The organism is Stenotrophomonas sp. SMYL11, from assembly GCF_036320005.1.
Classification (GTDB): domain Bacteria; phylum Pseudomonadota; class Gammaproteobacteria; order Xanthomonadales; family Xanthomonadaceae; genus Stenotrophomonas; species Stenotrophomonas maltophilia_A.
This window is the reverse complement of the sequence record NZ_JAWIRS010000003.1, coordinates 246342-272142: the sequence shown is the minus strand read 5'-3', so window position 1 is coordinate 272142 and position 25801 is coordinate 246342. Positions and strand designations below refer to the sequence as shown.

The following is a 25801-nucleotide window of genomic DNA, read 5'->3' as shown; positions in this document are numbered from 1 at the left end:
GCGGCGTGTCGTGTCCGGTCGGGGGGACCCCGTCCCCCGCCCCCCCGCCCCCACCCCTCGACTCTACAAAGAGCAAGCCGAGCATCGGCTCGTCTCTACAACATCCCGCCGAACGGGTTACAACGCGTCCGCGTCCAACTCACCGGTACGAATACGCACCACGCTGCCCAGGTCGTACACGAACACCTTGCCGTCGCCAATCTTGCCGGTGCCGGCGGCCTTCACGATGGCCTCAACCACCGCCTCAACCTGGTCATCGGTCACCGCCACTTCCAGCTTCACCTTCGGCAGGAAATCGACCACATACTCGGCGCCACGGTACAGCTCGGTGTGACCTTTCTGGCGACCAAAGCCCTTCACTTCCGTCACCGTGATCCCAGTGACCCCACGCTCGGCCAGCGCTTCGCGCACGTCGTCGAGCTTGAACGGCTTGATCACCGCCATGACCATCTTCATCGTCTATCTCCTGTCTTCCGGCGTGGAGGATAGCGCCTGAACGCGGCCCGTGCGAAGCCGCTGCGATCTGTCCGGGCGATGGGTGCCAGCAGTATCCTTGTGCCCGAATGGCCTGCCCGCGCCGGATGCACGGGCCCACCCCCACGGAGCACCCCATGATCGACCTGAACCAAATCGATGACCTCGCCCGTCGCCTCAGCGACCTGGTGCCGCCGGGCCTGCGCGAATCGCGCGAGGAACTGCAGGCCACCTTCAAGAGCGCGCTGCAGGCCGGCTTGGCCAAGCTCGATCTGGTCACCCGCGAGGAGTTCGAAGTGCAGCGCGCCGTGCTGCTGAAGACCCGCGAAAAGCTGGATGCGCTGGAAACGGCCGTGCGCGAGCTGGAAGGGCGCCGCGCCGCAGAATAAAAAAGGGAGGCGCGGTGCGCCTCCCTTTTACAGATTATTTCCCGGATGGGGCCTTGCAGCAAGGCCCACCGGGCGCCCTAGACTCGCCGGCCTGTCGATCCGGCAGGACACGCAGGGGCAGTGCCGATGGCGCAGGACACCGAATGGACACCCGTTTCGCATGACACCTGCGACCAGATCGCCGGGCCGTTCTATCACGGCACCCGCGCTGATCTGGCGGTGGGCGAGCTGCTGAGCGCGGGCTTCCGCTCCAACTATCGCGACAGTGTGGTGATGAACCACATCTACTTCACCACGATTGCCAAGGGCGCCGGGTTGGCTGCAGAGATGGCCAAGGGTGAGGGGCGGCCGCGCGTGTATGTGGTGGAGCCGACCGGGCCGTTTGAAGACGATCCGAACGTGACCAACAAAAAGTTTCCCGGGAATCCGACGCGGTCGTATCGGAGTGCGCAGCCGTTGCGGGTGGTTGGGGAGATTGTTGAGTGGGAGCTGTACGACGCGGAATTCGTTCGGCAGTTGAAGGCGTTTGTTGCTTCGGGGAGTGGGGAGATCATCAATTGATGACGTGGAAGATCGGCACGGCCACGTAGCCCTCATTTGCAGGGCGTGCTATCCGGAAGCTCGCCCTTAAGCCTCCGCATCGTGGAGTCGAGGGCTCCAAGGAACGACGCATCGCCGTCCGTCACAAGCGTGCGCGCGCGCGCAACAGCATCACTTCAGCCCGGTGGCAATTCTCGGTCCCGCCCAACGAGATGAAATGGGAAGCGAGGCGCTGCAACGCTGCGGGTTCTCCTCTCAAAACGCCCTCCTCCATCCACTGCCTGTACAGCGCTGCATTGCCTATCTCGCGATAGTGATTCTCGAACAGCGCCTGAGCGTATCTGTCATGTCCTGCCACGCTTGGTTAAGCGGCTCGTCGAACTTCTCGTTCTCGACGAAATGAGGGTCCGCACCGAACTGGTGCGCCATCGTGTCGCGATCAAACCACATGTCTCCCAGTAGCTCCACGACATTCTCTGCCACTTCGCCTGTCAATCCGGCAACCCGTTCCAGGACGTCGAGAACGGATTCCCCTTCCGTATCTTCATCCCATTGCGAACCCCAGCCTTCATCGTCGTAGCCTGTGGTGGACACGAAGAACCGTTCGAACATCGTGTCGAAGTGCTCGGCCAACTCCCAGGCGGATATGGTCGGCGCCGTTCGATCGCGGTAGTCGCATGGCCGATCCATCGTGGCGCTGGCCTCGATAATCGCGTTCAATTTCGGCTCCGAGACATGGTCGGAACAGATGCGTTGGTCCATGCTTAAGCGGCCCTTTCTTGATCACTTCGTAGACGGATGCAGCTTCTCGCCGAGGCCCTTCACGGCGCATCAGAGCACGCTGATCGATGTACTGTATTGGTCAGCGCTCGTCACCGGCCTCAGGATCCGGCTCGCCCCCCTCATGGTCGGCAAGGTCGTCGTAATCCATTCTACGCATCCTAGTCGATGCTTCCGCACGGCGTTCCTCCGCAGCAATCATCAAGTCGAGACTGGCCCTTTCCTTCTCGGCGAACATTCTGATTTCCTGACGCGGATCGTCCAGCCACTCCGAAAGGGTTTCCTTCTTGGCTCGCCAGGCATTCGCGAATCCCAGCTCTCCGTGGACAACTCCCGTGTTCTCCAGACACGACCGGACACCGCCATGTCTCCGGTCGTCCTCAGGGAAGCCGGACACAATCTCCTTCAAGACGACATGGGTGAAGGTCTCGCCGTGGTAGTTCCTGAGAACGGCGAGGGCAAAATCGGCCTCGGTCTCTCCGCCCTCCTTTACTAAGCCGGCGAGCGCGGCCATGAGCACATCCGCATCGCGCGGGAAGACGGCGCAGAGTAGGCGCCCGCCGCGAAACTGAAACAACGTGGCATCGCGCACAAACCACGCCATTCCTTTCGCGACGGCAAGCTCTGCGTCCTTGGACAATGCTTTCTGCAGGTCGTGCAGGCGGTAGGGCACCGCCTCGAACTCGCCCCCGTTCTCGTCGATCACCTGCCCCGCACGTGCAAGCCGATCACCGAAATAGTCCCACACGGCTTCCGGATACCGCTCGGCCAGACTACGCAGGACAGGTTCCACATGGTGATCCACTCTGGGAAGGAACACCAGGTTCTTCAGGATCTGCCCGGCCCGCTCCGGCGACACCTCCTGATAGAACCTTACATCGCGGCCTGCGGCGAACCAAACGCCCCATACCCAGCGCGGATCCTTGCGTTCGGTCAAATAAGCCAGTGCGTCGTGGACAATGGTGTCGGCATCGTCCAGCTTCTCCGTTCCGTACGCTTCCATCGCGAACGCCAGGGAATTCGTCACGCCCGCAGTATCGTCGGTTTCCATCGCGCGATCCAACAGGCGTCGCGCAACATGTGGCTGTCTGGCCTCGGAGTAGCGCAAGTGGTGGACGACACCAGGCAAGTTCCTCGCCGAATCCAGCTCGCTGGCCAGCGCCCGCTCGTAGATGTCTTGCCGATCGCTTGCCACCAAGCCGTTCAGGAACGCGGCCAGGAATCCGTGCAGATCGTCGCCCGCCCTGTCCAGAAACCCTTCGGCGACCTCCGGCTTGCGTTGCGAAAGCTTGGCGATAAAACCCCCGAAAACCGGGAACGTAGCGAGATCGTTCGACTTCGTCTGCGCGCAGCGCGTCGCCAACTCGAACCAATCGTTCTCGTTTTCCGCGTCGACCGCGTTGACGTAGCGATCCGCCTCTTGTTGTCGATACGCGTCCGATTCTTTGTAGTCGAAGTCCCGGTCGATCCAGTGGGCCGGGAAGACGGATTCGTACCCGACCAGCACCTTGTATCGGACGAACGACTCGTCGGCATTGATCGCATCGCGGAACCTGAAGATCGCCCTGACGAGTGCCGCCGCGTCCGCCTGGTGGCCCGGCTTGCCGCCCTCGCCGTCGGCAAGCCCGCTGACCCGGTAGTAGTCGTAGAGGTATCGATGCTCCAGATGCTGCAGCAGTTCGTAGCTAGTCTGCGTGGCGCGCTCGATCATGAACTCGACGATGCGGGCAGCATCCCTAAGCGTAGCCGTCAGCAGTTCGTCCGGGCACGCGACCTGACTTGGGGCACGGGTGCCATCATCGAGTGCGGAAAGCACCCTGCGCCGCTGTGAGTCGTCGACCGACCGGTCGTAGGCGGCGAACAGCGCCACGATCGCCTTGTCCCGCACCTCCATCAGTTGATCCGACGCCGGCACTGCTCCGGAGCGAAGGATCACGGAATCCGCTTTCCACGTCTGTCCGGTGATGTCCAGTTGCAGGGCTTCCGACCAGACCGCAAGTGCGATGGGACGAATGCTATCCACCTCCACAGCATCAATGCCGTTCAATTGCTCCAACAGCGCCATCTGCAACATTGGGCCGACCTGCTGGTAGGCGTCGATGTTGTACGCCGCCAGGTGCTTGACGGCGCTCACGATCTGCTCCCTGGCCTGCTCGTTCGACTCGTCGCGGTAGATATCGATCAACAGTTGCAGCGTGCCGACCGCATCCGCGTAGCGTAGCCCCTCGACGATCTCCACCACCAGCTTCGTTACCGCTTCGGCTTTGAACCCCTTCATGCCTCCGAACGCCGTTTCGATTGCCACCTGCTCTGCCTCGCGCGCCGCCTGAACCACCCTCAGGAAGGGCGCTTTGAGTCGGTCGTATGCTGCGGGAAGATCGTCGTAGTACGGGATCGCATGGTTCTGCAGGCTGGACAGGATTTCGTAGCGCTCGTTGTTGTTCTGCGCATTGTCCAGCAGGGTGACCACGTCATTGCCGAACAACAGCTTTCCGCGCAGCAGGCGCTCGTACTCCTGTTGTGCCTTCTGTATCTCGTATCCGGCCGGAATCAAGTACTCGTCCATGATCCGCTCGAAGCGACGCGTGATGCCCTCCATCGCCCGCTTGCCGTAGCCATCGCCTAGCTTCTGCTTATAGACAATGTCATGCGAGGTTTCCGACCAAGCATGATTCAGGATCGTCTGCACCTGTATTTCGCAACGCAGCCCAGCGAACCGGGCATACTCGGACAAGCGAATCCTGTCTTCGCGTAGTCGCACCGTGTAGTGGATACCCCGATAGCGCGCGCCTTCGTTTTCCGGGATCGGATGGTGGATCTTCGTCGAGCCTTCATCGATCTCGAAGTTCTCGCGGATCAACGGCGAGCCAAGGAACTTTTCCACGTCGTTATTGGTGTAGAAGATGACCCGAACGCCCGCCAGATCCCGCCTGTCCTGCTCAAGCGTTTGAGACTCCAGCTTCCCTTCCTCGCTCAGTCGGTTACGCAAGCTTTCGACCGACTTGGCGCGATACTGGATTGACTGCGGATGGGGGAGCCCTTCGGCGGAGAGCAGCGCCTTCTTCAGCACGAACTGAACTGTCTCGGCGAAAGACTCGTAGAGCGCAAAGTACTTACCTGCGTATTCGTCGATGTTCATACGATCTCGATCCAAGCATCTATGCCACAGCGAACAATGCCCGGCCCCGGCGAACCGACCTGGTCGGGATCGGTACCCTGTCGTAGCTGGTCCCAGCCGAATGCCTGCGGTTCGTCCCGCTTAAAGTCATGTCCGATCACACTCAGCATCAGTGCAATCCCCTCCACAATCACCCCAAGTGTAGAGCTGGCCCGGCGCGTTCAGGGAAATCCGAACTAAAGGTATCAGGGACAGTTTTCCGAGGTCGCCAATCCGTTGCCGATGTCCGTTTTGGGGCGAAAGCGGAGAATAGCACCGGACCAGGCGCGGACGCAGTACAGATGTCTGCTTGCGGCCAGAAGCGGACGCTCTCAATATCTCCACCAGGCCCAATCACGAAGCGGTCTTGCCCTGAAATAATTTTCGTGGTGGTCCCTACTTGAATATCTCCAGCAAATCCTTGTCTTCATGCCGCTGCACCCACGTGGAGAGAAAGCAAAAGCTCACGCCGCATTGCATGGCAGCCTTCTGGAACCCAGCCAGTTCTTCCTTCGTGACCGGATACTCAACCGGATCAAAGTGCAGAAGCCCCCACGGCTTGACGAAAGAGAACCCAGGCAGGAGTTCCGAGAAGATCGCCTTGAGCTGGGGTTGGAGAGTAGAGAAGTCCTTGATCGGACCCGCGCGATTGCCAAGGGCATGACACTGACGACGGATGGTCCTGTCTCCACCCACCACGCGCGCAACGAAGTGGTCCTGGTGCACTCGAACGTAGATCAGCTGACGGCGAAAAATCCTCATCCCCTTCTCAACCCCACACGCTCAATGGTCGTCCATGTGCCTGCACGCCTACCGATCAATACGTCGGCTGCGCCTTCAGCGCCCTTGAACCCCGCCGCATCAGGTACAGCCCCACCAGGAATGGCCACAGCGAGTTGATCGACGAGAACAGGCGCTGTGTCAGCCCCCTGAACCCCTCCGGATCCGCGCCCACCACGTTCAACCAGAGATAGACAATGCCCGCGATGCTCACCACAGCGGTCACGGCGTACGCCCTTCGGTTGGCAGACCACGCGCTCAATTCGATGTGCGACATCGCCGGTGCAATGATTTTTGCGATACCAATGGTGTAGAAGCCGTGCATCGGATGGCCCATGGGCCAGAGCCCGTTGGTCAGCATGGAAATGCCAAAGATCATCCAGCAGATCGCGCCTACGGCAATCCGGCGGCCGGACTCCCGCCATACCCCGATGGCAAACGCCACGAAGCCCACGCCACAGCCGATGGGGGCAATCCTGGCGCAGATGCTTGCGAGCGTTGGCGCCTGCAGCAGCTCGCTGGCGTGTTGTGCAAGCGGGCTGTAGCCCGGCGCAAACACGGCGGCAACGCTGGTCCAGAACAGGAACCACGGAAGCGGGACCAGACCCGCGCAGAGAAGCAGTCGGCTGCGGCGTGACACGTACGGTGGTCCTTGTTTGGCCTGCGCCAGTGGGTGGAATCCAGACGAACGCTGCAGAACCTTCCTACTGCAGGCAGGACGATCGTGAATGACTACAGCAGTAGTCAGATTGCGCGCGGCACTCGGTAGGTTCAATAGGCAAGAAGTCATTCAAACCATCCAGCGGGTGTCGCAGCGGTTCGGTTGCATGAGCGATCACACATGTCCGATGGGCGAGTGCTGTCGCATTTGCCGCTCCCTGCATTTCTGGCGGAAGGTTCTGACGATTCCGTTCCAGAAGTGCCGTGCCGCCTAGCACGCCAAGGCTCTCGCCGCTTTCCTCGCTATGCGACAATGCCAAAAGCGTCTCGGGTTTTGGCGGCATTGCCCCCTACCCGTTGGCATTCCGCACAACAGCAGGTAATCGTTACTGCGCCACCGTGCATCGGTGGCCGGGACTCGAAAACCCGTTGTTGTGATGAAGTTTGCGCTTGCCAGCCGGCATCACCTTGCGTGGTGCCGGCTGGCAATCCGTCTGCCGGCTATGGCGGGCGGGGCGTGGGGGCCTCGTGCCCACCGGCGATCATCACACACCGGTTTTCGAGCCACGCTCTGCCCGCCACCTTTATCGGTGGCGGCTTCTGCCTGCATGCACGGAGCCCGCCATGACCACGCCGCACTCCCCTCCCCCGCGCCCCATCCAGGAAGCGCGCTCGAACGCTCCAGCCCCGGACCCGAACAGCCTCATCGCCATCCTGCACGCCATCGGCGCGGGCGCTGCGGCCGACGGCCAGCCCTGGCCCGAGCTGCACCATCTACGCAGCCGGCAGATGGCGTTGTCCGACGCCGACTGCGCGCTCACCGGCCAGCGCATCGTGCAGGAAGTCCTGCTGGCCGCCGAGCGTACGCGCCAGAACGGTGAGCCCGAGCAGTACGTAGGCGATCGGGTGATGGAGGGGCTGGTGATGGCCGACCTCGCGCTGACTGCCTTCATCCACGAGCGGATGCGACCCAAGGACTGAGCGCGCGTATGGCGCGGACCTTTCTGCCTGTGTGCGGGGTGACGAATGAAGATGCACGGCCTTGCCGCTGCAGCGGTGTGCATCGCGGTGATCGGCGCGATGTGGGTGGAGTGGCCCGAGCCCGCGGGCGATCAAGTGTGGGCCTACCAGAAGCTACGGCCGGCCGATTACCGCCTGCTGCACAGCGATGCGCTCGGCTTCGTTACCGCGAAGGCATACGAGGGCTTTGAACTGTATGCGCGCCATGCCGGAGCGACGTCCTTCGAGATCCGGTGCAAGGGCGTGCTGGTGATGGACGTGGAGAATGCGCCCTCGCGTGTACTGATACGGATGCCCGCCGATTCACGGTGGCGGGCGCCGGACATCGAGCGACTGCGCATCAGCTTCGAACGCTGGCTGGACATCTACCAGAGCCAGGGTCGGTTGTTGGTGGAGCGTGCTGGGCCGTCGTGGGTAGAGGCGCGCTTTGGGCGCTTGGGCAGGGTGGTGCCTGATGAAGAGAGGTGTCCAATTGGTGCTTGAATTCCAAATCGTCATGCTACTCACAACTGGGGTAGGTCGACCCTCTCAAGAGTTGGAGCCAGTAGGAATTCCCAGCTGCTTCACAACACCTGGAGCCTATTCTGGCGCGGCACAAGGCCATAGCTTGGCCCCCCTCAGCTTGGCCGACTGAATCACCGCGACCACATCCCGCCTGATGAGAATGGCGTTGGAAGACTGGTGGCCTGCTCCAAAGAACTGCTCGCTGCGGAAGATGGGAAGGTCTGGATTGCCAACTGGTGCTGGCAGGAACCCTCGCTCTGGACCTGTGTAGCGAACACGCCCACATTTCGGACAGCGAACCCCCAAATCTTCATCCATCTGTAACGCCACGCTCGTGTCAGCACGTAGCTGCACGATGTGATCAAGAACATTTCCCTTGGTGTCCTCAACCGGCCACGTCTCAATACCAAGTGGAGCAAGATGCGCTTCCCAGACATCCTTATGCATGAAGATCGCATCTTCAACCCAGAACAGTTTGAGAAATGCGTTACGCCCCCACTTCAATGACTTCCGCACACGGAAAGGCGCAATCTGGACAGCCCAGGCTCCGCACTCATCGCAGTATTTCGAAGTGTCGTAGGTTTGCGCCCGAAACCCAAAATCGTCTTCCGGCTGAGGATACCCATTTGCATGCGTAACCTGCAGCTCACAGTAATCAGCGGCGGCAATCTCTGCGGCCGAAAAATCCGTTGTTACAAGGAAAGAGCCGCCCCATTCCCTGATCAGCGAGGAAACATCCGCCCATTCTGGAGCCCCTTCCGCCGAATGGACGACACCAATAATGCACTCCCCACTGAAGTCAGATGACGGATCAACAGTGGCGCCGATCTGCTCGAGCTTCAGCGCCCGCTTGGCTGTCCAGCCAAAGGTGAAGCGATATCTTACCTTCATGAAAAAATAGACCTCAAAGACCTAGTTCCTTAAGGATTGCTGGATAATTCGCATAAATTTCGCGGGCCTTGTTCATAACCTGATCTGCGCTCAACTGCCTGTAGTTGGTTCCATATGGGAAAGCGCTCCGCCACGCATTCGTAAAGGGTTGATGCTCTGCATCCGTTACTGCGGTGGAGAGCATCTGAGATTTCCTCTGTCCCACCACTGCGGCAAACCTTTTCTCAATGAGATGGTGGCTCTTAAGCCCTGTTCCAGCCACTGCCCTGCGCAGCGCATTATAGGGCATCACTCCAAACTCAGCTGCTCGCGAAAGATTTCCAAAGCCCTTGGCCGCATTGGCTTCGCGCAGTACCACCATGGCGGAGGCAAGCTTGAGGCCGCCAGCAGCAGTTGATCCTGTAGGAGAGTTCATCAGCGGAACGACGATTGCCTCCGACACGGCGTCGAAATCGGTCAAGCTCCCCTGCCCGGTGAAGAAATTCCGTTCGTCAAAATACTCCGCGATGGCGCCCAGGCCTGTAGCTTTAACGGTCTCCGCAGGCGCGGGGGCGTTGGGATCGTGCTGGGGCACTCCGCCAGGTGTCGGCGACGGCGCACCGGTCAGGTTTGCCCCGGCGAACCAGCGGCCATTGCACATATGTGACCCGGTTGCCTGGTCACACGCGCCCGTGGGATCAGAGAATCGGAATGGGTTGTTGCTGGCGTACCGATAGCGATTGAAATTTGGCCCTCCGGAGGTGCTAGCAGCCAACGGATCGGGAGAAATGAACCTCGCCAGTTGCGGGTCGTAGTAGCGCCGCCCCATGTAAACCAGTCCCGTGTCGGGGTCTGCCAGGTGGCCTGAGTAGCCTGGAATCTTCGCAGCGGGCACTGCGTCTGCCTCGCCATACGGTGACCAGAAGTGACGCGTCAGCACCTCTCCATTCGCCCTGCTCGTTGCCACCAGCGTATTGAGTGCATCGTGATGAAGATAGGTGAGCGTTGCGCCCGTGGCAGAGCTGGTGCGAATAGCCAACAGTCTCTTGCCGAGGTAGATGTAGTCCGACGTTTCCCCACCGTGGGTGGATTCCATCAGCTCCCCACCCACGAGGTACTGCCAGGAGCGATCCAGATCACTCGCCAAGAAACCAAGTTCACCGCCACCGCGCTCTGGAATGGATACATCCCAGTTGTGGGAACCCGTGATGGGCTCCTCGCCCAAAATGGGTGAATTCTCTGATGTCGGTGCCGACGTTGATGCTGTTGCGTAAGCACGCAGTCCGGCTCCGTCGTAGAAGTATTTCTGTACATCTCCGGCGGAACGGAGCTGGCCACCCACGTCGTAGGTGAACACCTGGCCGTTGCGCACCGCCAGATTGCCTGCCGCGTCGTAGGAGAAGCCAGAGACGCCGTTACCGCTGGGGTCCCGCAGCAGTTCCAGGCGATTGCGGGTGTCGTAATGGAACGTGCGCTCCCGCTTCCCTGGCAATCGCATCGAGACGATGTTGTCCAACGTGTCATAGCCGAACGTGTACTGCCCATTCCCACCAAATGCCGGCGCGCGGGCCTGAATCAATCGATCAAGGCGATCGTAGCCCAAGCTGATCTTCCAGGAGTCGCCGCGTACGGCATCGCTGATCTGGCTGATGTTTCCCGTCGCGTCATAGCTGTAGTTCAGATCGACCATGCCACTGTCAACGATGCGGCTGGTCAACTGTCGCGCATTCTCGGTTACGCCACGTACGATGCCATTGCCGTAGGTCAGCGCGGCGGTTTCACCACTGGGGAAGTAGGCAATGTTGCTGGCGAGTACGGCACCAGTGCCATCCTGTAGCCGCACGGGCTGGCCCAGAGCATTCAAGGACTGCTGGACGGAGTAGCCATCGGGGTAGTCCGTACGAACATGCTGACCCATGTGGTCATAGCCAAATGCCAGCGTTCGGGCGCTCGCGCTGCCTATGACACGGCTCTGACTGACCACCGACCCGAGAGAGTTGTAGGTACGGGTGGTCACCACTGGCACACGGTCCTGATTGAAGACCCTCTCAGTCTTCAGCTGGCCCGTAGGTGTGTACTCAAGCTGCTGATCACCTAGACCATCGGGATAGACCACCGTCTGCAGGCGATTGACGGCATCGTAGTTGCGCGAAACGCGACGCGCTGCAATCTGCGGCGCCTCACGGTTGCATTCGGTCAGGCTGGGCAACTCCAGCCCGCCCGCGCTCCAGGCAAGATTGCCGGCCGCATCGTAGCCAAACACGGTCGCTCCGGTTTCTGGCTCGATGACCTTGCATAGCCGGAGATTGTCGTCGTAGACGTATCGCCGGGCCACCGTTGGGGCCGGATTGTCTGGATTGACTGGCAAGGTAGGAGCGGCCTTAGCGGTGGCCGCCGCCTGGGCAATCGCATCACCCGCAACCGAAAGCGTGAATCGATTCGTGCCGGCGCCAATCGGCACCACGATGGAACCGCTCGCTCCGCTGCCGACCACAGAACCGCCATCACGCTTGAGTTCTGCACGGGAGTCCGTGGCCGACCAAGTCAGGGTGACGTTGCAGGTCTGCGCACCAGCTGCAATCTGGCACATTGCAGGGGACACAGACAGAGTGCCACTGGGTGCTGCGGGAACGACGAACGCACCGGAACCGCCAATGGTGTTGTTGGGTTGTCCAACGGGGGAAATTCCATGGACATAGATCGGCTGCCCGGCCCGCTGGCGGCGCTGCTCGTTGCTCATTGGAAGCGAGAAGCGATGATTACCGCCCGCCTTGCACGAGGTGCCCACGGCCGGTTCACTTGGCAAGTCGGCCTTGCCGGTCAGGAAGATCGTCCCGCCACTGCCGGCGGCCCCGCCTGTGTAGACATGAAGGTCAATCGACGAATCAATCCCCGTAGAGCATGCCCAACCGCTGATCTGGCCATCGCTGGTGACGCCATCGATATTGCCGATTACCTTGGACGGCGGCCCGTTGACGGTGACCTGGACATTGTCACTTTCCCGACCAAACCACTCTTTGCCCTCTTCCAGCAATCGCCATTGGAAGCTGTAGACACCCGGCAATGAAGGAGCTACCACATCGAATTCAAAGAACGCAGGCAGCTGTGGACTGACGTCATTCGGCATTGGGACCCGCGCCCTGCCCCACCGGACATTGTCATTGGGATTCCAGGAGCCCAGTGCATAGCCCGCAGACGTCGACCACGTGGTATTACCCGTATTGACGAACTTCAGCTTGACGCGATAGGTCCGCCCGGCCTCCATGCTAGTCGGGACTTCTTGCTCATACATGACGCCGCGATTGAGCCTTCCGGTCGTCTCAAAGGTCTGCTCGCTGCTGGTGCTACCAAAGCGAACACCATTGCGGTTCATCTGCCACTGGAGGGTGCTCGGTCCATTCTCATTGGCTGCCGCGCCGTTGAAGGTAAAGGTAACCGTCCCGCCGGGGCCCACGTCATGGGGAACGGCGACGTCGGCGATACCCAGTCTCGCAGCACTGGAGACATAGCGTTCGGCTTGCCCCAAGCGGTAGCCATCTCCCGCTCTCCACGTCGTGTTTCCGGTGTTCCGGAACGTGACAGTACCGCTGAACGGCGTGCCCCTGTCGGCTGACCTCGGCCAGCTCGCGGAAACATACTCCGCACCGTCAAAGGGGGCCGGTGGCGCGGCCACCGTGATCGTGATGACAGGCGACGTCAGCTCTCGCGTGAACTCATCACCATTGACATTGCGTACGGCAAGAGCCCTGTAGACGTACTGATAGCTTCCAGGCGAGATGCCGTTCTCGGTGTACGTCCCGCTCGGAAGCCGCGAGATCACCTGGCCATTACGCATGAGCTGTATGTCCGACAGGTACTCGGCCTTGGGGCCGGTGCCTCTGACGCCACTATTGAGCTGCAACTGATAGGTTGCAGGCGCCGTGTAGGATGTCTGAGCGGGCCCGGTGAGTTCAATCCATGCTTGGGCATGGGCCACCTGGCAGATGAACATGAGCACGAAGCCCAGCAGCACCGCCGCGGCCATGCGCAGTTTTTCAGCGTACATGCTTGCCATCCTTGACATGCCTTTAGTTGGCGGACTGGGCTACTTCGGTGGTAAGGCCAAAAGCATTTCGTTTGATACTGACTTTGCTGCCATCGGCACGAATGATCTGCGCAGGCTTCCCGTAGTCCGGGCCTTCAAACGCATCGAATCGGGTGATGGTCTGATGGCCGAGTGGATCCACGACTGTGGTAGTGGCATTGCTGCTGTAGCCAATGGTTGTAATCAGCAGGCCCTGCTCGCTGTCCTGGGACGAAGAGGTCTTCCGCCCCAGCGCGTCGTACTCGGTCCAGGTACCGGTCGCCACAGTGCTATCGCTTGAAGGATAAGAGGTGAACGTCAGGCGACCTTCGCTGTCGTAAGCGTTCCTGACCCACCGCTGCGTGCCGGCGACGTTGTTAGCATCGTATTCGCGCACCAGGAGCGGCTGCCAGAGCGCGTCGAGATAGGTTTCCTGACGCCGTGCCCCTTGGGCGTTATCGACTCGCCAGTGCCCCGGCGAAAGGCCGTACTCATCGGCCGCGACCTGACGGAATGAGATGGTAGTCTTGGCCCACTGGTTCTCATCGACCGGCGGTTGGACTTCGCGCACGCGACCCATCGGATCGTGCAGATAGGAAGTAGTCCTTTGTAGCGCGTCCGTGGTGGAAGTGATCCACCCGTTTCCATCTGCCGACATGCGATTGGTGGTGCCATCGGGATTGATGACCAATCGCGGCACGCCGCGATACCAGTCCTGGATCTGCGTTTCATTCCCCTTTCCGTCGCGCACTGCACTGATCGTGCCATCCGCCGCATAAGTAACACTCTGCAGCAAAGCCCCGGCCCGATAGACGGCATTCGGCTTGGCCATACCGTCATAGGCATACTGTGTGGTGATCTTTCCCGACGCAGCCTCCTTGACACTCAGCACCTGATCCAAGACCCAAGGGCTGGCCGTATCCAGATGCTCTCGTGTCTCAGCCTTGGTACCAGAAGGACCGGTATAGCTCACGCGTGCCGGACGGGCCTTGCGATCGAAATCGCTGTAGACCACGCGGTAGGTATCGCCATCTTGAGAGAATGTGCTTTCACTGAGAGCGCTCAGCATGCCCGCCAAGAACTGACCCGCTTGGACCCCGATAGAATGCCCGACCCGCGTCCTGAACGGACCGGTCTCGGAACCGAACGTATAGGTGTAGAGCTCGTCACGCTGCACTTGGCCAGCTGCGTCCAGAACCTGCTTTTGCATGAGCTTTCGCTCGTTCAGAGCTGGATTGGCACCGTAGCGCTCGCGAATCTGCGTTCCATTCGGCTTGGTCAGGCTGGACCAGCGGCCGCTTCCCGGCAACTGCAGGTTGTAGCTTCGCGTACTGACCATCGGAGACAGTCCGGGCCCGGTGATGGTGCGCTTCTTCAAAGACCAGGCTTGGTAGTGCGAGGGCGTCAGTCCATTGCAAGGATCGGAGCGAATGAACAACTCCATTTCAAAGTCGAATATGCCTCGGGCACCCGAGGGGGCGACCACCGTCATCTGCGTAGGAGGGGGCTCACTACCGGCCCGTATTTCGCACCCGCCCTCATCGTCGGCTTTACGGATAGGGAAACTGGACTGGAGGCGTCCGCGATGACTGTAGGCCCACGCCGAGCCATCCGGAAGCGTGACCTGGGACAAGCCGCCGTCGTTCCCGTCCGTGTCGCCAGCATACGAATACCGCCATATGCGCCCATTGGCTTGCACGCTGGTCACCCGACCGTCGCCGTCATAGCTCAGGTCAATCCGGCGACCGTCGCTGGACTCGATTTTAGTAAGTTTGTCTCCGTTGTAACTATAGGACACCCAGTTCCCATAGCGGTCCTCCACACGCGACGCCAGAAGATAGACCCGCTTACGCCCCACCGAACGATTGGCAGCGCCATCACTGAACTGAGCTGTTGCATAGGGCCTTTCCACACCCCAGTCGAAGAAGTACTTCTTCCCATCCGGGGTGTGTCCAATAAACGCCTCGCCCGGATATCCGTTTCGTGTTGCAGCCAAACAGGTGAACCGTGCTCTCGAAGCCGTCATCCACTTGGGCGCCTCCAAGCCTGGTGCCGTGGCATGGGACGGATCGTCGGCAATCAGAAGCTCCTCGCCATTTCCGCCATGCCACTTCACGTCAATGCCGAAGCCGATATTGGTATAGCCCCAAGTCTCCAACAGGAAGGGCGCCTTGTTGACCGAACAACGCTGCGTGGTCTGCGCCCCTGGATCGCCCGTAATCCATCCAGCCCCCTTGGTCCATACGCCCGACATGTGGGGAACGACGATTTCCCAATCGTCAAACAGCGTCAGCCCTTTGGCCTCGCTATAGCGAGATCCTCGGTTGACGGCCTCAACTCCAAAGCGACGGGCGATGCTGACCGGAAGGTCGAAATTGCCAGGTATGGACACGTCTTCAACAAGGAACTCGGTGCTGCCGTCGAAGCCGGAGGTTCGATCCCCGAATACCTCATCGGCAGATATGGCGGCAAGCGACTGCGCGCTTTTTACCCTCTTCTCATACTCTTGATAGTTGAAGAGTCCATCCTGGGCTGAGACGTGGAACCCGGCTCCCAGCGTAAGTGCCAAGCCCACGATGAGCGAGCAAAGCGGCGAGCCCGGATAAACATTGCAGGGAGCATTTTCCCCCCGCCTGTCCTTGGCAGAAATCATGTCCGTTACATCCTTGGATGGAGGGCGACAAACGACTCAGCTTCCGTTCATTCGGATGATTACTCCACCTGACACACCATTGTCAAGGACCGTTCTTCATGTTCAGACTTCCTCAGCTCAATCAGCAGTCGCCCTGTTGGGCAGCCAGCATGATCGATGCGGTCTGGCGAGCGCCGGATATCGGACGCGCGCGCATCCGTTTCGAGCGTTGGATGAACTCTCAGGGGAAACTGGGACGGTTACTTCAAGAAGACGCAGAGCCATCGTGGGTCGAGGCACCCTCTGGGCGCCTTGGCGAGTGCGCACCAAGCGAACACCGGCCAGAATCCGCCTAGCTCCTTCACCAGCAATTCCCGATATCACCCCACTGCACACCTGCCGCACCATCGAGCATCCCTCTGCAGGAAACCACACATGAGCCTGGCGCTGGTCCACAGCCGTGCCCGCGCCGGGGTCGATGCCCCACTGGTGCGGGTGGAAGTGCATCTCTCTGGCGGCCTGCCTGTCACGCAGATCGTGGGCTTGGCCGAGACCAGCGTGCGCGAATCTCGCGAGCGCGTGCGTGCTGCCCTGCTCTGCGCGCGCTTCGACTTTCCACAGCGGCGCATCACCCTGAACCTGGCGCCTGCCGACCTGCCCAAGGAAGGCGGTCGCTATGACCTGGCGATTGCCTTGGGCATCCTCGCTGCCAGTGGCCAGGTCGACCCACAGTCGCTGCTGCAGTACGAGTTCCTCGGCGAGCTGGGCCTGACCGGTGAACTGCGGCCGGTAGCCGGAGCGCTGCCGGCGGCGATTGCGGCGGCCGAAGCCGGGCGCATTCTGGTGGTGCCGCCGGGCAATGCCGCAGAGGCAGCTTTGGCCGAGCATGCTGATGTGCGGGTGGCCCGTACCCTGCTGGAATGCTGCGCGGGGCTTGGCAATCCGCGCCTGCTGCCACCCGTGGAGCGCGTGGACACGACGCCCCTGCCACTGCCTGATTTGGCCGACGTGCGCGGGCAGGCGCATGCACGGCGCGCGTTGGAGGTCGCCGCTGCGGGCGGACACCACCTATTACTGATCGGTAGCCCTGGTTGCGGCAAGACGCTGTTGGCCTCACGCCTGCCCAGCCTGCTGCCGGATACCGAAGAAGCGGAGGCGTTGCAGCTGGCGGCGATTGCCTCGGTGAGTGGTGAAGGGTTGGACCCACGACGCTGGCGGCAACGGCCTTTCCGTTCTCCCCACCACAGTGCAAGTGCGGCGGCGCTGGTGGGCGGCGGAAATCCGCCCTGCCCCGGCGAAATCTCGCTGGCCCATCATGGCGTGCTGTTCCTGGACGAGCTTCCGGAATGGAATCGAAGTGCGTTGGAAACCCTGCGCGAGCCGCTGGAATCCGGCCACATCCGCATCGCCCGCGCGGCGCGGAGCGTGCAGTATCCCGCACGGTTCCAGCTGGTAGCAGCGATGAACCCTTGCCCGTGCGGCTGGGCCGGCGACCGCAGCAACCGCTGCCTGTGCAGCGACGAACGTATCAACCGCTACCGCGCGCGGGTGTCCGGTCCCTTGCTGGACCGCATCGACCTGCACATCAGCGTGGCACGTATGGACGCGGTGGAGCTGCGGGAGAGCACGCCGCTGGGTGAGCCCAGTGCTGCGGTACGTGCACGGGTGGAAGCCGCCCATGCCCGGCAGCAGGCGCGTGGCGCGCTCAATGCCCATCTGCCACCGGCGGCGCTGCGGGCGTGCACGAAGCTGAGCGAGGCCGATCAGGATCTGTTGGAGCAGGCCATCGAGCGGCTGCAGCTTTCCGCACGGGCGATGCATCGAATCCTGCGGGTGGCGCGCACGATTGCGGATCTGGCGGGTTGCGAGGTGATCCAGACGGCGCATCTGGCTGAGGCGATTGGTTACCGGCAGTTGGATCGGGGAAAGCCTTAGAAATGCCGGTCGGGTTGGCTCTTGGTGGAGTCGACCGTTGGTCGACTCGCGTGCGAAGCGCGGCCTTCTGTGAAGTAGATGCAAAGAGCGGTCGACTAACAGTCGACCCCACCAAGGGCAGGCATCACGCAGCGGAATCCACCCGCCCACGCTTCGCCAGCAACGCCACCCGACGGCTGACCAGCGCGTGCAGCTCCGCCAGCTCCGACGCCCGGTCAGCCGTCATGTTCCCGCCGAACAACACCCGCGACAACGCCGCCTCGTCGCTGTCGTGCGGGTGCTGCCACCGGTCCCGGTACACCTTCTGGCACACCAGCCAGGCCAGCCGCAGCCCCCCACCGGGCAACGGGCGGACCACACGCTCGTAGACGTGCCAGAACTGGTACTCGGCCTGCAGGTCGATCACAGGCGCCACGGACAGCGCCTGCCGGGGCCGTCCATGACTCCGTATGTCGAACAACGGTGATCGCGGGTTGTACTGAGCCATGCCGACAGCATGACCCAGCAACATTGTGGGAACCTTGCGTCGCCGCCAGAAAATCCCTGTTGTTTGCGCAAGGCGGGTTTGTAGGCGGATCTGAGCACCTGCCTGGGGACCGCCAAGTGCATCCACGCATGGCGTGGATCTACCTAAAAGGTCATCGAGGTGCTGAACATCAGCTGCCGAGGGGCGCTGCGCTGCAGGGTCTGGTAATCCCCCGAGAACGACGAGCCGGCGATGGTGGCGGTGCCGATGTTGTGGCGGTTGAACAGGTTGCTCACGTCCAGCCGCAGCTCCAGGCCCGGCACGGCGCTGTCCGCACCAAAGCGGTAGGCGGCATAGGTGTTGACCTGCCAGAAGGTCGGCACACGGATGTCGTTCTCGTAGGTGAAGGGCTGGCGCAGGTAGGAGGTGCTGGTGGCACCGAAGCGCCAGTCACCGAAGTGGGCGGACAGGTCGCTGACCAGCGAGATCTGCGGGTAACCCGGCTGGGCGTTGCCCTTGATCGGGTACACCGTGTCGCCCACCACGAAATCGCTGTCGTAGTACGAACGGGCCACGGCCACGCCCTGGTAGAACTGCAGGTGGTCGGTCAGGTCGGCGGTGATGCCGAGGTCAGCGCCGATCACGTGCATCTTCGGCATCAGCCGCACCGTGTTGATCTGCGCGAACTGCGTACCGATGGCGGCCGACAGCAGGCGGTTGTGGATGTCGTTGTAGAACACGTCGCCGGTGATCGTCAGCCGGTCGAAGCGATGCGACGCCCCCACGGTCAGGTTCCAGTTCTTTTCCGGGCGCAGGGTGCCGGCCACGCGGTCGAACTCTTCCTGGTCGGTGATGGTCCACGCCGAGGCGGTGTAGCCGATGTTGCCGCGCTGAGCGACGCGATAGCCGTTCATGGTATTGGCCAGGTCGATGAAGGCATCAGTGGATTCGGTCGGGCTCCAGAACAGGGAGACATGCGGCAGGAAGTTGCTCTTCGCGCGAAGCGTGCCGTTCACCGGCCGGTCCTTGGCGTCACCGAGGCCGCCGCCGCTGGTGCGGAAGTCCACGGCCTTGAAGCCGACACCCAGCTTCAGCGTGTCGTTCAACACGATGTCGTCCTGCAGGTAGAACTGGCGCGAGCGGGTCACCCAGCTCGATGCGTTGTCGGTCTTGAACGCGGGGCCGTACACATCGAACGGACCGGTGGCCTTCAATGGCGGGCCCTCGCCCAGCAGCGGCTGCTGGTACCACTCGGTTTTGGCCGCGGCCTTGCTCTTCTCCTGCCAGACGCCGGCAGTGAAGGTGTGCGCGCCGGTCTCGAACTGCAGGTTGAACATGCCACCCAGGCGATTCACACGCGGCGTCTGCACCTGTTCGGAGAACGGCGCGCCGTTGGGCGATGGTACGGTCGGGTCGGTCAGCGTGGCCTGGGTGTGGCTGTTGGCGTTGTACAGCTGCACGTTGCCGCTCAGCGCCGGGGTGATCTGGAAACGATGGTTGATCGAGGACACGCGGTCGCGGGTGATCTGGCCGGTGTCGTACGGGATCAGTTCGGACAGCTCACCGCAGGTGTAGGCGCCGCAGGATTTGTCCGCGTTCTCCGGCGAGGCCACGTACCAGGCCCACGCATAGTCCGGATAGAAGATGTCGGCCTTCCAGCCCAGCTTGCGGATCATGTCGAAGGAGATGTTGTTGTAGCCCCAGACCTTGGCCTTGCTGTCGGACAGGAACACGGTGAAGTCGCCCCAGGCAACGTCCTGCTGCAGCTTCAGGTCGCCGCGCAGGAAGTTCTGGGTGCCCTCGCCCTGGTACTTGTCGGCGGACACGCGCTGCAGGTCGACCAGCACCTTCGGGCCATGCTCACCGAGCTGGCCGCTCTGCCCGGATACGGTGGTGACCAACGTGCTGTTGCTGCCCACGCCCTGCTTCACGCGCAGGCTGGGGGTGTCCTGCAGGTCGCGCAGGCGGTATTCCAGGCTGCCGCCGTTGACGCTGCTGGAGAATACGCTGACCGGTGCCCCACCGGGGCTGACCGTGATCGCGCCGATGCCATCGGGCACGCCCACGTTCACCACGCTGGTGCCGGTGAGCGAGAGGAAGCCGTTGTCGTTCAGCGGCACGCCTTCGAAGGTGATGCCCATTTCATTCATGCGGAAGCCGCGCACGAACAGGCTGGTGGCGGAGATATCCAGGCCCAGCCCGTCGGTGGCGGTGTAGCTGGCGCCCGGCACCTGCTTGAGCATGGCCAGGCCGTTGTTGCCGGTGACCATCGCGTCGAGGTCTTCGGCCTTGATGATGTAGCGGTTGGGGCCGACCACCTGGGTGGGGGCGACGGCGGCGCCGCGCGGGGTGGCGATGACCTGCAGAGCGTTGAGCGTGGTGGGCGTGTCGAGCGCGGCGTCGTGCGTTTCTGCGGCGTAAGCAGGTGCGGTGATGGCCGTGATGATGGCCAGGGCGAGGCGCGTCGTGGGTGGGGTATTCATGGGCAGATCCAGGTGCAGAGAGAGAGAGCGGCGCAGGCGCACGCCCAGCGCGTTGCAGCACCGGTGTCGGTGCCCAGGCTGGCGATGCGATTGCGTTGAGGGAGTGACGGCGCGATGCGTGCCGGTCAGTGGCAGAGGAAGACGATCCTCTGCCTCAGAATTCGATAGCGTGATTTCGACGTGCGAAATTCTTGCATCGCGCTGCCGCATTCGCCATTGCGCCGTGGTACAGCGCCAATGGCGATGGGGATGGGCGGGTTATACGTGAGTATAGGCCTTGGTCGGCGCTTGCCGTCTGCGTGTGCCAACCAAGGTTGGCACCTACCGAGGCGGATGGGGTCTAGTAGAGGCCGACCTTGGTCGGCGCTTGCCGTCTGCGTGTGCCAACCAAGGTTGGCACCTGCCGGGGCGGATGGAGCCTGGTAGAGGCCGACCTTGGTTGGCGCTTGCCGTCTGCGTGTGCCAACCAAGGTTGGCACCTACCGGGGCGGATGGGGCCTGATAGAGGCCGACCTTGGTTGACGCTTGCCGCCCGCGTGTGCCAACAAGGTTGGCACCTACCGGGGCGGATGGGGCCTGGTAGAGGCCAACCTTGGTTGGCTCTTGCCGCCCGCGTGTGCCAACCAAGGTTGGCACCTACCGGGGTCGGTGAGGCATGGTAGAGGCCGACCTTGGTCGGCGCATACGGTGTGCGTGTGCCAACCAAGGTTGGCACCTACCAGGGCATAGGGAAGCCCGGTTACTGCAGGACGAAACGCTCAATGGCGCGCGCCACGCCTTCGTCTGCATTGCTGGTGGTCTCGAACCGCGCCACCGCCTTTACCGCGTCGATGGCATTGCCCATCGCCACGCTGGTACCGGCGTACTGCAGCATGGTCAGGTCGTTCTCCTGGTCACCGATGGCCATCACGTTGGCGCGGTCGATGCCCAGGTGCTCGGCCAGCTTCTGCAGGCTCGGGCCCTTGCCGGCGCGGTGGTCGAACACTTCCAGGAAGAACGGTGCGCTCTTCAGCACCGCGAAGCGTTCGGTCAGTTCGCTGGGCAGGCGCGCGATGGCGGCATCCAGCACGTCGGGCGCGTCGATCATCATCAGCTTGATGAAGGACATCGACGGGTCCATGTCGGCCACGCGGCGGTACGACAGCGGCATCCGCGAAAGATGCGAGTCGGCCACGGTGTAGTAGCTGATGTCCTGGTTGGGCGTGTACATGCGCTGGCTGTCCAGCGCCTGGAAGTGCACGCCCAGGTCGCGGGCCACCTGCTCGCAGAACAGGAAGTCGTCGAAGCTGAGCGGGTACTCGACCACGGTTTCGCGCGTGCCGATGCGCTGCACCAGACCGCCATTGCAGGCGATGCAGTAATCATCGTCGCCGGTGATGCCCAGCTCGTGCAGGAACGGCGCCAGGCCGGGAACCGGGCGGCCACTGGTCAGCACGATGTGCACGCCCAGCGCGCGCGCCTGCGCGATGGCCCGCTGGGCCCGGGCGGTAAGCGTGTGGGTGGGGTCCAGCAGGGTGCCATCCATGTCGATGGCGACCAGTTCGATGGTCGATTGCCTGCGGCCCATGTCCATTGCGTTCAACTCGTGCGGGGCACGCCAGTTTAACCCCTCATGCCCGGTTCACCTCTTTGCCTACGTTGGCCGGGATACTGCGGGGGCCTGTGCGTCCCCCACCGCAGGACGGCCCATTGACCGCCCTTCCCTGGAGAACCTTGCGACGCATGACCTACCGTGCCCCCGAAACCAATGACAGCGCGCCCCTGGCCCAGCAGATCGAGCAGATGATCGACGAGCTGCCCGGCGACCAGGTGAGCGTCGGTACCCTGCTCAGCGCGCTGGGCGATGAGGGCCTGCTGCTGATCGTGATCCTGCTCTCGGCCATCTTCATCATCCCGGTGTCGATTCCCGGATTGAGTACGGTGTTTGGCGCCTCGATCCTGCTGATCGGCCTGAGCCGGGTGCGCAACCGACCGCTGTGGGTGCCGCAGAAGCTGGCGCGCCGCGAGATCGCCACCGACAAGCTGAAGGCCAACCTGGGCCGTGCGCTGAAATGGGTACACCGCATGGAGCGGCTGTCGCGGCCGATGCGGCTGGCGGTGATGGTGCGCTCGAAGAAGATGATGCGCCTGAACAACCTGATGCTGGTGTTCGCGACCCTGCTGCTGATGGCGCCGGCCGGGCCGATTCCGTTCAGCAATACCTTGCCGGCGCTTGCGCTGATGTCGTTTGCGATTGGCTTCATCCAGCGCGATGGTGCGGCGGTGGCGGCCGGTTACGGTTTCGTGGTGGCCACGGTGGTGTATTTCGGCGTGCTGCTGGGTGGCGTGGGGTTTGCTGCGGAATCGGTGTTCAGCGGGTTGCGTGGCAACTCAAACTGATACTCGGCTGCGGGGTCGGGCATACGGGCAAGGCCGCGCCACGATGGACGCGCACGTCACATCACATCCCGAAGGTTCTGCGCGGGCTGGGGCCGGGCGCGTTGTCGATCCAGTGCTTGAGTTCGGCGAGGTTTGCGAACGCCTTGGTGTACAGCTCACCGCCGACGGTACAACACATCAGCAGTTCGACGTCGTTGTCATCGTCACTTTCGCCTTGATCGTCGGTGTCATCGTCCAGTGAAAGCAGCCATTGCACGTAGTCCCTGAAGCACTGAAAGTCGACTCCGACCTTCTTCGACACCATCGCCTGTGCAAACGCCTGGACCGTCTCGCACTGGATGGAGATGGGGCTGCTGAAGGTGATATCAGCCTGAGGAAGTTGGATGATCTCGGGAGTACAGACATAGGTTCCGTAGCTCCGCACGGGAAATTCGATGTTGGCCCCTTCGGTCGATCGCCAGCCGATCAGATGGCAGCTTGCATGGATGTCAGACCACCCATCCAGGACGCGGCACAGCGTCTTCCTGCGCGGCTTTCTTGCTTCAGTGGCTGCATCAGCCTTCCGATCCTTGAACTCTATCAGCGAGAAGCTCCGGCCATCTGAGGCAAGCAGGTCCGCACCCAGCCGAACATCCTGATGGTCGGTTGGCGCGATATAGGCACTATGCCCCAGGTTCTCCAGCTCGCGTTCCAGGTTCCTGCTGAACGCGGCCACGTTGGACGTTTCATGTTTCAACTTCATACGATGCTCCCTATCGACGGGGAGCATCGTAACGAAATGACCAGCATCGAGTCATCCGGTGCAAGCCAGCGGCCTTCATCGTGCCGACACCCGCCACACCACGTCGCCCACGTCGTCGGCCACCAGCAGTGCGCCTTCGGCATCCATCGCCATGCCTACCGGTGCGCCCATCAGGGTCTTCTCGTCCTTCGAGGCGAAACCACTGACCACGGTCTGCGGCCGCCCGGTCGGTTTGCCGTCCTTGAACGGTACGTAGACCACTTCGTAGCCGCTCAGCGGCGAGCGGTCCCAACTGCCGTGTTCGCCGATGAAGGCGCCGCCGTGATACTGCGCCGGCAATGCCTGGCCGGTGTAGAACAGCAGGCCCAGCGGTGCTACGTGTGAACCGATGGCGTAGTCCGGCGTGATGGCTTTCGCCACCAGGTCCGGCCGCTGCGGCTGCACGCGCTCGTCCACGTGCTGGCCGTAGTAGCTGTAAGGCCAACCGTAGAAGCCATCTTCCTTCACCGAGGTGAGGTAGTCCGGCACGAGGTCGGCACCGATCTCGTCGCGTTCGTTTGCCACCGCCCACAACTTCCCGGTACTCGGCTCCCAGTCCAGTCCGGTCGGGTTGCGGATGCCCGACGCATAGATGCGGCTGCCGCGGGTGGCCACGTCCACTTCCAGCACCACCGCGCGGCGGTATTCGACGGCCAGGCCGTTCTCGGTGATGTTGCTGTTGGAGCCCACGCCCACGTACAGCTTGCGGCCATCACGGCTGGCCAGCAGTTCCTTGGTCCAGTGGTGATTGATGGTGCTGGGCAGGTCGGTGAACTCGCGGCCCTTGTCGGACATGCGAGTTTCGCCGGGCACGTAGTGGTACTGGATGATGTTGCCGGTGTTGGCCACGTACAGCGTGTCGCCGATCAGCTGGATGCCGAACGGCGAATGCAGGCCTTCGATGTAGACGTGTTGGGTCCAGGTGTTCGTTCCCGGCGAGCGGCGCAGCAGGGTGACCCGGTTGCCGCCCTTGCCGGCCTTGCCCGAGCGTGCCTTCACCTTGCCGGCGATCCACTGCTTGGGCGTGGTGACCGGCTCTTCACCGGGGCCGTTGCCTTCCACCACCAGCACATCGCCGTTGGGCAGGGTCAGCAGCCGCCGCGGATGCATCAGGTTGGCGGCGATGCGCTCGATCTTCAGGCCCTCGGCCACCGTGGGTGACTGCCCCTCGGCCCAGCCGACGCCCTTGGGCACCTGCATCGGCGGCATCAGGAAGTTGGCCGGCTTGGGCAGCGGCGGCTGCGGGCCCGACTGGTCGGCCGGATGGTACTCAGCCTTGCCGGCGCAGGCCGACAGGGCGGCGGCCAATGCCAGGGCGCCCACGATGGGCAGGATGTGCTTAGCCATGACGACCTCCCTGCAGCACCGGCGGCTGCAACGACAGCAGGACCAGGCCCAGGGCGATCAGGGCCACGGTCAGCGCCGACAGGATCGTGCCCGGCACCGCGACGGCATAGGCATCGCGGCTGTGCACGAAGGCGTTCCAGATGGCCAGCACGACCGCGACCAGGTTGAGGAAGAAGTCGACGCGGTCGATGCGGGTGGCGGTACCGTTGCGGCGCCAGACCGCGAACAGGTTGATCAGGCGCGGAATGATGGCGATCAGCAGGCCGAAGGTGATCAGCCAGGCGGCGGCCTTGCCCCACATCACCTCGGCGCTGTTGAGATAGATCGCGTCGAAGATGAGTGCGCCGACGAAGAAGCCGAAGGGTATCGGGTTCAACAGGCTGAACAGCGTGGTGCCGAGGCCGCGATGGGCCTGGGCTAGAGGGTTGACCATCATCGTGCTCCGATGCGGAAGGGTGCACGGGCTGTAGTAGCACAGCCGGATGTGAGGGGGCGCGATGACTTTTGGTAGATCCACGCCATGCGTGGATGCGGGTGCCAG

At 62.3% G+C, this 25801-nt stretch carries 20 protein-coding genes; 6 read left to right on the top strand and 14 right to left on the bottom strand.

Features of this window, described 5'->3' with window-relative positions; translation table 11 throughout:
- Nucleotides 1-117: 117 nt before the first annotated feature.
- Nucleotides 118-456, bottom strand: coding sequence for a P-II family nitrogen regulator (locus V3B46_RS08075; protein ID WP_005411374.1), 339 nt, complete (start codon nt 454-456; stop codon nt 118-120).
- Nucleotides 457-611: 155 nt separating this feature from the next.
- On the opposite strand from V3B46_RS08075, the gene ubiK reads away from it, so the two are divergent.
- Both ubiK and arr read left to right on the top strand, forming a co-directional pair.
- Nucleotides 612-863 (top strand): ubiquinone biosynthesis accessory factor UbiK, encoded by a 252-nt coding sequence (gene ubiK, locus V3B46_RS08070; protein WP_065723617.1) that lies wholly within the window; start codon nt 612-614, stop codon nt 861-863.
- A 126-nt stretch (nt 864-989) separates the two neighbouring features.
- On the top strand, nt 990-1424 hold the full coding sequence (gene arr, locus V3B46_RS08065; RefSeq protein ID WP_329891627.1) for an NAD(+)--rifampin ADP-ribosyltransferase: 435 nt from the start codon (nt 990-992) through the stop codon (nt 1422-1424).
- A gap of 279 nt (nt 1425-1703) precedes the next feature.
- Here the strand turns inward: arr and V3B46_RS08060 are convergent, their stop codons facing one another.
- The 4 genes from V3B46_RS08060 to V3B46_RS08045 all read right to left on the bottom strand — a co-directional run bounded on the left by V3B46_RS08060 (nt 1704) and on the right by V3B46_RS08045 (nt 6760).
- Nucleotides 1704-2165 (bottom strand): hypothetical protein, encoded by a 462-nt coding sequence (locus V3B46_RS08060; protein WP_329891626.1) that lies wholly within the window; start codon nt 2163-2165, stop codon nt 1704-1706.
- A 100-nt stretch (nt 2166-2265) separates the two neighbouring features.
- Nucleotides 2266-5322 (bottom strand): GTP pyrophosphokinase, encoded by a 3057-nt coding sequence (locus V3B46_RS08055; protein WP_329891625.1) that lies wholly within the window; start codon nt 5320-5322, stop codon nt 2266-2268.
- 414 nt (nt 5323-5736) lie between these two features.
- A complete protein-coding gene (locus V3B46_RS08050) occupies nt 5737-6102 on the bottom strand; it encodes a hypothetical protein (RefSeq protein WP_329891624.1) in 366 nt (121 codons plus the stop codon).
- 55 nt (nt 6103-6157) lie between these two features.
- Entirely contained in the window at nt 6158-6760 is a 603-nt protein-coding gene (locus V3B46_RS08045) for a DUF998 domain-containing protein (RefSeq protein WP_329891623.1), read from the bottom strand.
- 644 nt (nt 6761-7404) lie between these two features.
- Between V3B46_RS08045 and V3B46_RS08040 the strand changes: the two genes are divergently transcribed.
- Nucleotides 7405-7761 (top strand): hypothetical protein, encoded by a 357-nt coding sequence (locus V3B46_RS08040; protein ID WP_329891622.1) that lies wholly within the window; start codon nt 7405-7407, stop codon nt 7759-7761.
- Between the two features lie 45 nt (nt 7762-7806).
- Complete coding sequence (locus V3B46_RS08035) at nt 7807-8283, top strand: cold-shock protein (RefSeq protein WP_329891621.1); 477 nt, start codon at nt 7807-7809, stop codon at nt 8281-8283.
- Nucleotides 8284-8379: 96 nt separating this feature from the next.
- On the opposite strand, the gene V3B46_RS08030 is transcribed toward V3B46_RS08035, so the two are convergent.
- From V3B46_RS08030 to V3B46_RS08020, 3 genes are read right to left on the bottom strand one after another with little or no spacing between them, the layout of a single operon-like run.
- Entirely contained in the window at nt 8380-9195 is an 816-nt protein-coding gene (locus V3B46_RS08030; RefSeq protein ID WP_329891620.1) for a hypothetical protein, read from the bottom strand.
- Nucleotides 9196-9208: 13 nt separating this feature from the next.
- Complete coding sequence (locus V3B46_RS08025; protein ID WP_329891619.1) at nt 9209-13219, bottom strand: RHS repeat domain-containing protein; 4011 nt, start codon at nt 13217-13219, stop codon at nt 9209-9211.
- Between the two features lie 22 nt (nt 13220-13241).
- The gene (locus tag V3B46_RS08020; protein ID WP_329891617.1) at nt 13242-15890 is read right to left on the bottom strand and encodes an RHS repeat domain-containing protein; all 2649 of its coding nucleotides are present in this window, start codon (nt 15888-15890) and stop codon (nt 13242-13244) included.
- A 414-nt stretch (nt 15891-16304) separates the two neighbouring features.
- Between V3B46_RS08020 and V3B46_RS08015 the strand changes: the two genes are divergently transcribed.
- Nucleotides 16305-17804: a YifB family Mg chelatase-like AAA ATPase gene (locus V3B46_RS08015; RefSeq protein ID WP_329891616.1), complete on the top strand. Its 1500-nt coding sequence runs from the start codon at nt 16305-16307 to the stop codon at nt 17802-17804.
- A gap of 124 nt (nt 17805-17928) precedes the next feature.
- Here V3B46_RS08015 and V3B46_RS08010 read toward each other — a convergent pair whose 3' ends face one another.
- The 3 genes from V3B46_RS08010 to yidA form a co-directional block, all read right to left on the bottom strand.
- Nucleotides 17929-18315, bottom strand: coding sequence for a hypothetical protein (locus tag V3B46_RS08010; protein ID WP_329891615.1), 387 nt, complete (start codon nt 18313-18315; stop codon nt 17929-17931).
- Between the two features lie 119 nt (nt 18316-18434).
- Nucleotides 18435-20753: a TonB-dependent receptor gene (locus tag V3B46_RS08005; protein WP_329891614.1), complete on the bottom strand. Its 2319-nt coding sequence runs from the start codon at nt 20751-20753 to the stop codon at nt 18435-18437.
- Between the two features lie 739 nt (nt 20754-21492).
- Complete coding sequence (yidA, locus tag V3B46_RS08000; RefSeq protein ID WP_329891613.1) at nt 21493-22326, bottom strand: sugar-phosphatase; 834 nt, start codon at nt 22324-22326, stop codon at nt 21493-21495.
- 149 nt (nt 22327-22475) lie between these two features.
- Here yidA and V3B46_RS07995 point away from each other — a divergent pair, with 149 nt between their 5' ends.
- Nucleotides 22476-23132, top strand: coding sequence for an exopolysaccharide biosynthesis protein (locus V3B46_RS07995; RefSeq protein ID WP_329891612.1), 657 nt, complete (start codon nt 22476-22478; stop codon nt 23130-23132).
- Nucleotides 23133-23193: 61 nt separating this feature from the next.
- On the opposite strand, the gene V3B46_RS07990 is transcribed toward V3B46_RS07995, so the two are convergent.
- From V3B46_RS07990 to V3B46_RS07980, 3 genes are all read right to left on the bottom strand, one after another.
- The gene (locus V3B46_RS07990) at nt 23194-23874 is read right to left on the bottom strand and encodes a hypothetical protein (protein WP_154264697.1); all 681 of its coding nucleotides are present in this window, start codon (nt 23872-23874) and stop codon (nt 23194-23196) included.
- Between the two features lie 75 nt (nt 23875-23949).
- Nucleotides 23950-25260, bottom strand: a complete 1311-nt coding sequence (locus V3B46_RS07985) for a PQQ-dependent sugar dehydrogenase (RefSeq protein WP_329891611.1) — start codon at nt 25258-25260, stop codon at nt 23950-23952.
- Nucleotides 25253-25693 carry a DUF2231 domain-containing protein gene (locus tag V3B46_RS07980; protein ID WP_329891610.1) on the bottom strand — a complete coding sequence of 147 codons (441 nt, stop codon included), beginning with the start codon at nt 25691-25693 and terminating at the stop codon, nt 25253-25255. Before V3B46_RS07980 ends, V3B46_RS07985 begins: the two co-directional genes overlap by 8 nt.
- Nucleotides 25694-25801 lie beyond the last annotated feature (108 nt).